Source organism: Enterobacter cloacae complex sp. ESBL7 (genome assembly GCF_041679625.1).
Lineage (GTDB): Bacteria > Pseudomonadota > Gammaproteobacteria > Enterobacterales > Enterobacteriaceae > Enterobacter > Enterobacter asburiae_B.
On the sequence record NZ_JBGORN010000018.1, the window covers coordinates 25,872 to 37,726 of the forward strand.

Below are 11,855 nucleotides of genomic sequence, written 5' to 3' on the forward strand. Positions count from 1 at the left end.
TTTGCAACAGAATGGGGGATGCGGATGTTTTCCTGGACGGTTTTATTGCGCAATGCCGAGTTGCCGACGGTACATTTCCGGGCTGAGTGCTCCCAGTGACAGCTTGATACGATGTTCGTTATACCATCTTATATAGGCATCTACATGCTGCATAAAGTGCTCAGGTGTCACGCCTGACCACTCATGGCCATAGTACATTTCCGTTTTCAGGCGACCAAAGAACCCTTCACAAGCCGCATTATCCGGTGAACAGCCTTTACGGGACATCGAACGGATAAGACTGGCAGCATTCACACGCTCAAGCCAGCCTGGCCAGCGGTAATGCCCGCCTCGATCGCTATGGATTATTGGTCGTTCGCCTGTGGTTAATGTGCTGATTGCACCTTCCAGCATGGTATTCGCCAGTTCTGCATCCGGGCGTGTGCCCAACGACCAGCTCACCACTTTACCATCGAAGCAGTCGATTACAGGTGACAACCATACTTTGCCTGACGGCAGTTGGAACTCCGTGATATCTGTAAGCCATTTTTGATTGGACTGTTCCGCGTTAAAGTCTCTTGCGAGAAGATTGTCAGGTGCCGGACCGATTTCTCCGCAGTACGAGCTGTAGCGGCGCCGGCGGTTTCGACTGATCACAAGCTGTTCCTCCACCATAAGCCTGCGTACAACCTTCTCAGAGAGTCGCTGGCCTTTGTGCCGTAACATTGCGTGTAGACGGCGATAGCCATAACAACGATAGTTATCGTTGAAGATCTCTGTAATTTCGATACGTACGGTCGCGTATTTATCTCCCGAGCGCAGTGCTACCCGGTGGTAAAAAAAGCTGCTCCGTGCAAGTACAAGGACTCGCAGCAGCTCTGCCAACGGATACGAGCCTCTCAGGACATCAGCGATCTGTGTCTTTTCCCTGTTTGTCAGAGCGCTGACGCTGATGCCCGGATCTTTTTTTATGATTTCCTCCGCTTTTTTCAGGATATCAAGCTCCATTTGTTGCCGACGTATCTCCTGATTAAGTCGGTTAACTTCCTCGCGCAGCGCATCGCGCTCCTCCGTAAGAGACGGCTTTTCATGTTTGCGCATGGACCGGTAAGCCTCATCGCCGATGATTTCATCTTTCCATTTGTACAATACCGTGCGACTGATGCCAATGTTCCTGGCGATTTCTCTGGCAGGTACATGCCGTGTACAAAGCGCCATGACAGCCTGACGTTTCACCTCAGGTTCAAAAGGTGCGTTTTGATTGATCGTACTGGTGAAATAAGCCGTCTGTCGGGATGATGTTCATTAACCCAGCGAGCCAGTACATCACTGCAGGGATAACCAAGAGTCCTGCTGGTAAACGCCAGGCAGCAGCCGTGGTTAAGATAATGTTCAACAGCAGCCTGCTTTTGCACATCAGAGTAACGAGGCTTACGGCGTATGGCTTTTGTAGCACCGTCACTAGCTTCCCATAAACGGATCCAGCGTCGCAGATTTCTTTTAGAGGGGTAACCCAGTTCACGAACCACGGGAGCCAGTTTTCTGCCGTATTTAAAGTAAAGTTCAATTGCGCGGAGCCGTTCTGCTTCGGTAAACATTTTTTATCTCCTGAGAGTCCAGGAAATCGTCCGCACCCCCATTAACCGTCTTATATCATTGGCGCTAACACTTTGGCGTACAAAGATAAAATTTGGTTATCCATTCCGGTGATACGGGTCTGGTTCTTCTTTACCAACTGGGGTTCAAAGGAGCCATCACGATCGCGCGGTGTACGCAGTTCCAGAGGACCATCGCCAGTGATAACCGTCTTTTGGGTGTAGCCGTTGCGGGTGTTGGTCGCCGGTTTGGGCTGATTTTTATCGTAGCCGAGGTGATGGGTCATTTCGGCGTTGAGCGCCGCTTCGACACTAATTTTTTTCAGCAGGCGATCGAACTGGTTGAGATCGTCAGGGGTTTTGAGATTTTTAGCCAGTTCGTTAGCCAGAGCCTGCAACTGTTTTTCGTCCATAAATTAACCTGCTTTTTATGTTGGATTGAACATATCAAAATCAGGCAATTACACAAATCTATGTACAGGCTCGCCTGGAGAGCACCTCCAGGTTTTCGATTATTCTCAATTGGTTCCAATCGATAATGCCCCGCATCGAGTCATCTACATGTTTATATTCACTCAGATGATAGCATTCAAATTTCAATGCCCCAAAAAACTCTCAAAACACAGCACTATGAGGAGTATGTCAACAGTGGAGCATGCTCTGGCTGATGTTACTAACCTCTATCCAGTTTTACCATCCCTGTATCCGGTGTTACCAGCCTTGAGCGCTGTGTAATAATAAACAACCACCACTTCAAATGCACTTTTAGATCATGAGTGTGCATGATGCTCACCATGAATGGTAAGGACTAATAACAAGGTTGTAAGCAATGATTTCACTATTATAAAGATCCATGATGAGGATAAGTACCTGAGTACACAGTCTAAAACATCGTGCAAAGATAACCCAACCAGTAATATTGGCCGCCATTTTTCATGGCATTCGCTTGAAATGTTACCAATACAAGATAGTTGTTATTTTTTTGTTGACACTTTGTTTTCCACGTTCATATGTTTAAATCCTAATGTAACAAATACTTATAGCTCTTAAGATGTTACGTGATTCCACATCACTTATAATCATACATTAAGGATTTAATTATTATGAATTTAAAAGGCTATCTCTTTCTTAAGTCTGAAAATACTCGCTTTGATGCGAAAAAAAACAAAGCTGATGTTAGTTATCCGCAATCCATAGCTAAGGACTGGCAGGGTTTACCGACTGAGTTTCAGAGTGATTTAGATGATGTTATTAACTTAGATGATATGCTCGTATTCTTTAAAGGTAATAATTACCTCAAGTTCGACGTTAAAAAAGAAAAAGTCATTGAAGGGCCAAAAAATATTTTACAAGGATGGCCTGGATTACAGGGAACTGGTTTTGAAACAGGAATAGATGCTGCCACTGAATGGGCAGTCTGGGGAAGCGAGGCTTCTGAACCTAATGCGGAGTCCGTATTATTATTTAAAGGTGACCAGTGTGTTATCTATAATTTAAAATCCCACACTGCAGAAAAAAAACTCGTTACCGATAAATTTCCAGAGTTAAAAAACAGCAATTATAGTCATTTTGCTGGCAATCTTGACACTGTATTACTTTGGAATAATAAGAAAGCGTATTTTTTCAAAGGAAATGATTATATCCGATATGATCTAGAGAAAGAGCATTTTGATCAATCCTCTAATTCTATCCAGACATACTGGTATGGTGTATCTCAACTTCAAATACAAGCCTCCGTCCTTTTCGATATTTCGCTTTTGGGTACCCAACCTGTTGCTACCGAAACGAAGGGAACAACGGATCCCGTGCCCGTTCCAGCACTTCCTGCAAATACCCAATTAACAGTGACATTAATCAATAATGAAGAGTGGGTGAGAACTGCTATTCTCAATATTGATGGTAAAGATACTTCAATGGAGGTTGCAGGGAATAAAGCAATTTCTAAAGCCTTTACCACAAAAACAGGAAAAGTAACTTTTGCACTAATTGACAGTCAGAAAGGTGCTATGATGCTGCCATCAGATATTAGCACCACGACTATTGGAGCTACAGGTAAAACAATGGGGTTTGGTGCTGAAAAACCGAACGATGAAAAACGCCCTGGTTTTATGGATGTATATGTACATATTGACTGGGATACCGTTATCATTAACTGACTGGATACTTAACAGTATCAACTTGTGATACGCCCTTACATTCAATTCAGCCTTTCTTTAAAGAAGGGCTTTTTTTAAAAAAAACCTACTCTCCATACTATTTTACTTTGCATTCCACCAGAAAGCACTTTACAACTTTAAATAACAACCATTGAATATGCATGAATGTGGAATTATATTATGCAGGCATGCCCCCTCCCCTTAATATTAAATAATCTCCTCGGCGATATTTCTCACCGATGTTAACTAAATAACCGACTGTTTTTTTGCTTGCTAGTCCGTCTTCGTAATATCTGTGGCCATATTCGTAAAAAATCGGCTCCTGTAGCGTAGTAACTTATCCGCCTGAGTTTTCTACTTCATCCACAGCACCTTTTGTCGGGTTGATAAGCTTTTCAGAGCATCCTGGGACATCGCGCTGGAAAGGGACCGTGGAATACCTCAAAAATGTAGACGCACTAATTTTTAGTAGTCTGTCAGATACACAGATTGGTCAACTTCCTGGTAACGGTGAGGTGAACTCATATTGATGCATTTTTTTAGTGTGCATCAGCAGTGGCGTATGCGAATGAGCACAGCCAGGCGATAGGGTTTTGTTGCATTACATTACGCCTTGGCGATCGCCAGGGTGGCAGGTACTGACGTCAGACGCCAGAGTACTGAGTTGGGTGATCGCATCAGGTCGCGAAGTACTGACAAAGGTAGCCACTTCTATCAGTCTGACTACCTTTCCTGGCTTTCTCATAGCGTTTGTAACTCCTCAGACTAACCAGCTGCCCGTTCCTGATCCCAGCTCATTCCTCGTCTCCATATATGCAGTTCAAACCCGCTCATAAAATCCCTAAAAAGTAAGGTCACTTCCTCAACCGGTAAAACCGCCGGGCCAAAAATGTCCGTGTGTCAAAAATCATGGATAACGCCACTCACGTGGCTATTCTCTTTGGCTTTTACCTCAAAAATCCCCGATCGCCATGAGCCACCTGCAGCACTATGCCGAATGATGTGTTTCAGCGGACTGAAACCTGGGATGCGACTGGCAGAGCTGCTTGCCAGCCATGTGCAGCTGGCGCAGATGAATATTTGCAGGTAGGACCGTGCGCAGGAAAGATCCGCCCTGCGCACGAGAAACGATGACAAAAAGACTAAAAATCAAAATGTCAATGAATGTTGAATAATTGATTGGTGGTAAATAACACCAGAACCGCGCCAGTTCAGCATGATGGCGGCATTTTGTGGTTAAGTTTCATCCGATTTTTTGGTTTTAATTCCTGTCAATGGACAATCTGTTGGTATGGCTAATATTAGTTAACCACTACACAACTTATTGAATACACGGCCTAAAATCCGTTTATATGATATCAGAACTGGCTGATAACTTTAAAAAAGCAAACACAAAAAACATGAGTGTTGTATATCTTAGTGAGTCAGATTGTATTCCTGAAATATAGCTGTTACCCATCCATGCTAAAAACCAATCACCACCAATGACAAAGAAAAACAACCCATAAATAATGCATGCCAGCATACAGGAAAAATAAACAAATAACTTACTTTTTTCGAAGTTTGAATTTGATTTAAACAAATTCTTCAACATATTTATCACACCAACGAAAGCAAGAATTCCAACGGTAAATTCACAAAAAAACATGATTGTATAACAATAAGCACCTAAAAAAGACGGGAGTTTCCTCCAGTGATTTTCTGAAACCCCTTGCATAGTTATCAGTGGAATTGCAATGTTTTTGACATTTTTTGTAAATGGATAAATATTATTAAGCAATGCGAACACCCCAGCAAACATAGGGATGGTGGCTATTATAATTTGCAATACCCGACTAACGACATAATCATTAATTTTTTTCATATTTTTCCTTAAGTTTTTTATTTCAAAACAGTTAGTTTATTTGGCTCTGTCGCATTAAGAAACCAATGAAAACCAGAATTAGAATTATCTATATTTTAGTCAGTAATAAGATGAAATTGTTCTGTCGGGGATAACCCACCCATGAGTGTATGCTGGTATTTCCCCTTGCGTATCATATGTATCAATTCTAACCCTGCCATATAATGTCAGCGTATAATACAACCATCCATAATACGACCATCAGCGGCTTTATGAGCAATCATCACCGATGTGCTGTTATCACCGGGGCCTGGCATACGTAAAACAAGCCATGCTATCCCCCCTGGGCCACCACGACCAACAAATTCTGAACGTCCAGGACGGTATTGGGCATTACGGGAGCAGCCAGGAACATCCCCTTGAGGAGCCTGGGCCGGCGGCATAGGGCCACCATCCCAGGCTTCCTGCGGGTTCCAGGAAGTACTCCCGGTGAACGAGCGGCAATGCTTTACTCGCAAATCAAAATTTGTTGTCTGAATAGACTGGTTCGTGAACCTCGCTGCTTGATGAATACTGTCATATCGCTGTGTGACTACACACTTCGCTCCCGGAACATGCTTTGTCTGCACTGTGCTCGTCAAAACGACTCAGGCGATCCACTTAGACTATTTATGGGAGAATGCGCTTACCTGTTTCGATGCATCCCACTATGTATTCAGGGCCGAAAAATTAACAAAAGTCGCAACTCACGGTGACTTACGCAAGACTAATGGAGATGCACTCTACACTGCGGCATAATCAGGCCCACGCGTTTCCCTCCGCGCAGGCGTTATCATTCAAGCTCTTGATTGCATCAAGCGATGGCTATATCAGCCAAGCGGCCAGTTAAGGATCACAATAGCATCATTAAAGTCATTGTCAGATCCATCCTCAGCTGCTAGTACTGCAAGCTGCGGATAGTATTCTTTATCGAAAATATGATAAGCATACTTCGTTTGTTTCACTGGTTTACCATTAGCGAGTATTTCAACTCTGATTTTCCCCGTGTTTCCGGATTTGCAAATCCCTGAGTACGTTTTATTAGATACTCCCGTGCCGTCAACAGTATAAATCAGTGAACCAGGTGTATCTTCGGCATAAATATTAACTGTTATTGGATTCCCTGTATTAATGAGGGTTGTAACACCGAAGTTTTGACCTGGTAACAGATCATAAGTATAACTACCGACATTCTGTATACCTTTTACTTCATGTGAAGTAGTATTCCCAGAATTATTTGAATCATTTTCTTTAAGTACCTTAACATTAAAGAAACCTGTGTTATCAGAAAAATCGCCCTTACGATCGTTAAACAGGAAAAGCAACTCACCGTCAACGGGAACAACCCAGTGAAGTAATCCATTTAATACCGAAATTTGCTGATCACCGATTATTGCAACAAGTGTAACCAATGATTGGTCAGGATCATTCATTTCACCTGGAATAGCACCTTGTGGTGCCGCATAACGATTACCGTCATAACATATCCATCCTTCAGATAAGATTGATATAACATCACCTTTTTTTAAACTCAAACCCGTGGAGGTAGCCTTTTCAGATTTCCCTTCAACTTGACCAGACCAGGAATATGTTGCCATTAATTACACCTTACATTATGTGATTGTAAAACTTATGGACTAAAAACCCACACATCTAATTTAAGAACGGTAAACTCTATTTTACAAAATTTATTCCCAGGGACGTGACGTTCATCTCAATTACACAAATATCCCTTAGGATGAATTTAGTCCTGAAGACTTAATGCCATTTAACCAGGTGATCTGATGAATTATACTACTGAAGCTACACTACCAGGCTTCCTACTCCCCCGTCAGGATCACTTTGCGTGAGGTTATCTCGTGAGACAATGTATTCCAGTTCTTATTTTTCTGGAATGATCAGCGTCTGCCCTGGATAAATCCTGTCAGGATGTTTAAGCATAGGTTTATTCGCTTCAAAAATCATCATGTAGTCACCGGCCGAACCATAGATTTCTTTCGAGATTGAACTCAGGGTATCACCCGACTTAACGACGAAAAAACGACTTTCCGGCCCGTGCTTCATTACAGTAATGCTATCATTGACCTGACCAATCCCGCACACGTTACCTACCGCCACCAGGATTTTCTCTTTGTTTTCCAGGGTGCCAAGAGCGCCTGCAACTGTCGCTATACCATCTTCCTCAACAGTGAAATCGACCTTTTCGGCACCCGGTATATTAAGGCTATTAATATGTGCTTTTAACTTATCAGCATGATTATTCTTGCTGCTACCCGATACGGCATCCCAGACTTTCTCGCCCGCATCTTTCACAAAACTAAATAACCCCATTTTTATATACCTCCACTCTTATTTCACGACCGTTTCTTAACAAGTACTGCCAAATTGAAATTGATGTCTGCTAAAACTTGTTATTGACGCGACTGGCATCTGAATATTGAGGCCAGTATTGTATGGTGATCACTCAGCTTTTTTTTCTTTGTGCAACATAAGTATCACTATTGCCAGCATATTAGGCGCAGCATATAACAAGGCCCCCAACTGAGTGGCCAGTGGATTTTCTTTCGCCTGCCACGCCATAAACCAGTCACCCGCGACCACCATAAAACCAATGCCCCAAACCAGAATGGCGCAACACGCCCCCAGCATTGCCCAGGATTTACCGACAGTAAATCGGGAATACGGCCTGGTTATACTTGTCAGCATTTTGATAATCCCCACGCAGGCGAAAAGGCCGGCCAGTGTCTCCATTGTTGTGATACAGGCAAGCCCGATAACGGACGCCTGCGGCAGGGTAATGGCGCGCCACATCATCCCCGGAACATGATATGTATCCTGCATGGATAACAGAGGGGCAACTGCATTTGCGGCAGTTCCCTCAAAGTCAGCAAGATTATTTATCAAACTGAAAATACCCCACATGGCAGGAAACAGTGCCATAACGATACAAGCCAGTCTGGATATTACTGATTCATTCATAAATGTTACCTTCTTAATTTAACAAGTCTGTGCTCTTCTTGTCAGATGTGTTTTTGATTAAAATAAACCTCCAGGTATGGGTCTGACTGAGGATACCCATTCCTTTCAAAAACATTACCACTTCCTTAACATAAACCCGGGAGTAACCGTTTGATAAAGAGATAACATCTCGCCTGCTCACATGAAACATCCTGATACTGACAATCTCTGGCCGACTAATAAAAAGAACAGTGTTCATCGTTTTTTCGATTGTAAAGACAATGCAGAGGACAACCTCCACCGCTGGTATCATCAGATGAAACATCGCGCTCCCACAAACCGTCATCTCCTCTAATTCATTCAACGCACTAACAACTGCAACTGTTTTTTTTGCACCACCAAAAATGAATCATTAAATATTAACCTGACTCTCTTGATGGTTGACATTAGTACCTCTGCTAACAAATAAATGAAACCGTCAACTTTCCTACTCATACAGACTCACAACGTTTAAAAATTAATGTCAACCTACCCTTGTTTTTATTTGTAACCAGCAGAGACGCCCAGTTTTGGGGAAATACAGAATAAGCTGCTAAAATGGTCGATTGTCCTGGGTGTGCAGTATCGCTTTGCCCTGAAGTCGACTGACCGGACAACGCAGTACAGCCTGCATCAGGCACAGGATAATCGTCACCCGACATAACATTTTCGGTTGCAACAAAAAAACTCCCGTTAGGGTAATGAATCCATCCCATCTGAAAGAAATTACCAGGTCACTGTTATGTTCCATTACCTACTTTATGAACTTCCGGGTGACATCCTCACTCTCCATGCTTCAGTTGTTGATGAAAATCCAGGGCTTGTATTACTGGCGTACTGCATCATTGTTTTGTGGCTTATTCTGTTATTTTCCCGTCACTAAGTGCTTCTTCAGACATGGCAGCATATTGCGGCTTTTTAGTATGCCTTTTTCATCCGTAAACCTCTGGCACGCTGACTGGCGACATGTTGGCGTTATTATTCTGGAGAGTATTATTTTCGTTGCTGCATGTTGTTCCTCTACACCCCATGACAGGAGGACCAGTAAGGGGGGGGGTAAATACCGGCTAATCCCACAAAGTAATACACCACAAGTAATAGCAGGATGTTCTGTACTCTGCCCCACGGGCACATAAGCCAGTAGACAATAAAAAAAATCCAGAAAGCCATTAAAAATTCTGGTGAAAATAAAGTGGCCACAAACAAAAAACCTCACAACAAACAATTTGTAATATTTGTACTGACTGCAGAATCAAATAAATACCCCCCCCCCGGAACTCACTGGCGGTTACGGCAGTACTCCTGTCTTTACTTTTTCCGCCAGTCACCGGTCGGCCAGCTCTTTTCCGGCGCAAGAGGATCCGGCATCGTCAGTTGATGACTCTCCGAGAGTTGCTCCGCATGCACCGCGCCACTCATCAGCACCAGCACCTGAGCCTCACGCTGCAAAAATCCCGTATACGCCGGAGAGGCATCTTCATTCACGGGTCCGGTAGCCAGCATCAGGCGGTCCACCTCACAGGCCCGGGCGACATCCTCACCGGGAATGCAGACCAGCAGGTGCTCATCGGTTCCATTGTCCAGTAACTCCCCCAGATACCGGTGCAGCTGCCCCAGCCTCATATCCGCCCCTCCGGTTTGTTCTCAGCGGAGCCGGAAGTCTCTGACGGCGGCACGCCTTCGGAAAGCACCTCTTTTTTCTTCTCCTTCGGTAAGTCCTTCAGATACGCGTCCATGGCCAGCACGTCCCGGCGGCTGACACCCTCCACCCTGTCTTTTCCCTGCCCCTTCGGGACCTGACCCGGCTCGGGCAGGCAGGACTGCCCAATGAACACCCCTCCGCGCTCCACCGACAGTTCTCCCGTGAACACATCCCCCTCTATCCGGCCCTGCCCCAGCAGGGAGACCGCATCCGCATAGCAGCGTCCGGTCACCAGCCCGTTGATGATAATGTGTGCAGCACGGATATCTCCCGTCACCACCCCACCGGTATCCACCCGCACCTGATGGGTCGCGGTGATATTGCCCTCGACACTGCCCTCGGTAACGATATTGCCCTCCGCCTCAAGCTGGCCGGACAGGTGTGAACCCTGAGCAATAAACACATCCCTGCGGACAGCCGTGACCACCACATCCCGCAGTGCGCCGGAGGCAGATGCGTGGTCAGAAAGAACCGCTGGTGGTGTAACGCCAGCCGTCTCCGCATCCGGTGTTTTCTTTTTCAGTAACTGCATGTCATCTTTTCCTCTTCGTAAAATCACTGTCAGTAGCCCGCATCCTGCAAGCCACAGGACGAGGGCAATGCCGGTGGCCTCTGCGTGGCGATACAGTCCGCCACTGCCCTCACTCACCCACAGCACCAGAGCCAGCCCCCAGGTGAACCATAAACACCACAGTGCATGATGTGGCTTACCAGACCGGAGAGTTTCGGATTGTGTCCCTGCCGGCAGGCCGCCATTGTCCTGGCGGTCAGGTGCATGATGAGCATGGATACCGGCATCCGGCTCCCGGTCGCTCTCTTTGTCAGAAGCCACGGATGAGCACCCCCAGAGTCAGCAAAATGCACAGCAGCCAAAGACGGACACCATTGAGGTTCACCGGCCCCAGCAGCGGAAACGCCACCACCCGACGCCGGGAGACCATGACCAGCGCGCACCAGCGCAGGCGACGGCGCAGACGGGTATGACGGTACATCCACTGCGTGACGTTTGCATGCAGCTGTGCTCCGGCCTGCCGGCACTGACGGGTCAGATACCAGAGGCACCACCGGAGCCTGAGAAACAGGTAATGCAGCCGCTGTGATGTTGATTTCGCGGTGACTTTTCGCTGCCGCGCTGCAGCCTGACTGACTGCTGTAGCGTCCGGCCCTGCCGGGGTATCCTTATCTCCCTCCATGGGGTCGCTCCTTTTGTGTTTATGTCCCGGTACAGAGCAGCAACATCACGCACCGGACCGTGAACACCCCGGTACTGAGCAGCAGCAGGGTGACCAGTATCACCACACCGGCACAGGCAATGCCCTCGGGGTGCGACTTTCGCGCCGCATTCAGCAGGGCCACCGCCAGCAGCAGGCACCACAGCCCCACAACCAGCTCCAGCCACGGCCCCACCGGAAGCAGTCCCGCCACGCAGACCCACCACAGACCGGCCGCCGCCAGCGGACCGCCCGTCAGCAGGGTGCACAACACGGAATACTCTCCCCGCAGCCAGCGCAGGGGGCCCGCCTGGTTGCGGCGAAAAATACAGC

General features: G+C 46.2%; 10 protein-coding genes and 3 pseudogenes. 2 read left to right on the plus strand and 11 right to left on the minus strand.

Annotated features, from left to right (window positions below):
• Window positions 1-42: 42 nt before the first annotated feature.
• A protein-coding gene (locus tag ACERY3_RS24825) for an IS3 family transposase (protein ID WP_262768551.1) occupies window positions 43-1,577 on the minus strand; the annotation gives its coding sequence in 2 pieces (ribosomal slippage) (window positions 43-1,262 and window positions 1,262-1,577; 1,536 coding nt in all).
• Window positions 1,578-1,648: 71 nt separating this feature from the next.
• Window positions 1,649-1,987, minus strand: a pseudogene (locus tag ACERY3_RS24830) (transposase); the annotation flags it as partial.
• A gap of 690 nt (window positions 1,988-2,677) precedes the next feature.
• Between ACERY3_RS24830 and ACERY3_RS24835 the strand changes: the two are divergent.
• Window positions 2,678-3,730, plus strand: a complete 1,053-nt coding sequence (locus ACERY3_RS24835; protein ID WP_262768553.1) for a hemopexin repeat-containing protein — start codon at window positions 2,678-2,680, stop codon at window positions 3,728-3,730.
• Between the two features lie 876 nt (window positions 3,731-4,606).
• Window positions 4,607-4,725 (plus strand): annotated as a pseudogene (locus ACERY3_RS24840) (IS91 family transposase); the annotation flags it as partial.
• 353 nt (window positions 4,726-5,078) lie between these two features.
• Here the strand turns inward: ACERY3_RS24840 and ACERY3_RS24845 are convergent.
• From ACERY3_RS24845 to ACERY3_RS24885, 9 genes and pseudogenes are all read right to left on the minus strand, one after another.
• Window positions 5,079-5,594: a DUF2165 family protein gene (locus ACERY3_RS24845; RefSeq protein ID WP_373226746.1), complete on the minus strand. Its 516-nt coding sequence runs from the start codon at window positions 5,592-5,594 to the stop codon at window positions 5,079-5,081.
• Between the two features lie 95 nt (window positions 5,595-5,689).
• A pseudogene (locus tag ACERY3_RS24850) lies at window positions 5,690-5,794 on the minus strand (IS6 family transposase); the annotation flags it as partial.
• Between the two features lie 648 nt (window positions 5,795-6,442).
• On the minus strand, window positions 6,443-7,210 hold the full coding sequence (locus tag ACERY3_RS24855) for a LecA/PA-IL family lectin (protein ID WP_262768556.1): 768 nt from the start codon (window positions 7,208-7,210) through the stop codon (window positions 6,443-6,445).
• Window positions 7,211-7,493: 283 nt separating this feature from the next.
• Window positions 7,494-7,943: a peptidoglycan-binding protein LysM gene (gene lysM / locus ACERY3_RS24860; RefSeq protein ID WP_373226747.1), complete on the minus strand. Its 450-nt coding sequence runs from the start codon at window positions 7,941-7,943 to the stop codon at window positions 7,494-7,496.
• A gap of 129 nt (window positions 7,944-8,072) precedes the next feature.
• Entirely contained in the window at window positions 8,073-8,591 is a 519-nt protein-coding gene (locus ACERY3_RS24865; protein WP_373226749.1) for a DUF2165 family protein, read from the minus strand.
• A 1,326-nt stretch (window positions 8,592-9,917) separates the two neighbouring features.
• On the minus strand, window positions 9,918-10,232 hold the full coding sequence (locus ACERY3_RS24870; RefSeq protein ID WP_262768565.1) for a hypothetical protein: 315 nt from the start codon (window positions 10,230-10,232) through the stop codon (window positions 9,918-9,920).
• Entirely contained in the window at window positions 10,229-11,143 is a 915-nt protein-coding gene (locus tag ACERY3_RS24875) for a polymer-forming cytoskeletal protein (RefSeq protein ID WP_373226751.1), read from the minus strand. The genes ACERY3_RS24870 and ACERY3_RS24875 overlap by 4 nt, the downstream gene beginning before the upstream one ends.
• Window positions 11,133-11,504 (minus strand): hypothetical protein, encoded by a 372-nt coding sequence (locus ACERY3_RS24880; RefSeq protein WP_373226752.1) that lies wholly within the window; start codon window positions 11,502-11,504, stop codon window positions 11,133-11,135. The genes ACERY3_RS24875 and ACERY3_RS24880 overlap by 11 nt, the downstream gene beginning before the upstream one ends.
• Before the next feature lie 19 nt (window positions 11,505-11,523).
• Window positions 11,524-11,855 (minus strand): hypothetical protein (locus ACERY3_RS24885; protein WP_373226754.1); only part of this gene is annotated, 332 nt, incomplete at its 5' end.

Bases quoted from the DNA above. Each gene is read 5' to 3' on its own strand.
- ACERY3_RS24870 (WP_262768565.1), bottom strand. From the start codon at position 10,232: ATGAGGCTGGGGCAGCTGCACCGGTATCTGGGGGAGTTACTGGACAAT.
- lysM (WP_373226747.1), bottom strand. From the start codon at position 7,943: ATGGGGTTATTTAGTTTTGTGAAAGATGCGGGCGAGAAAGTCTGGGAT.
- ACERY3_RS24835 (WP_262768553.1), top strand. From the start codon at position 2,678: ATGAATTTAAAAGGCTATCTCTTTCTTAAGTCTGAAAATACTCGCTTT.
- ACERY3_RS24845 (WP_373226746.1), bottom strand. From the start codon at position 5,594: ATGAAAAAAATTAATGATTATGTCGTTAGTCGGGTATTGCAAATTATA.
- ACERY3_RS24880 (WP_373226752.1), bottom strand. From the start codon at position 11,504: ATGGAGGGAGATAAGGATACCCCGGCAGGGCCGGACGCTACAGCAGTC.
- ACERY3_RS24865 (WP_373226749.1), bottom strand. From the start codon at position 8,591: ATGAATGAATCAGTAATATCCAGACTGGCTTGTATCGTTATGGCACTG.
- ACERY3_RS24855 (WP_262768556.1), bottom strand. From the start codon at position 7,210: ATGGCAACATATTCCTGGTCTGGTCAAGTTGAAGGGAAATCTGAAAAG.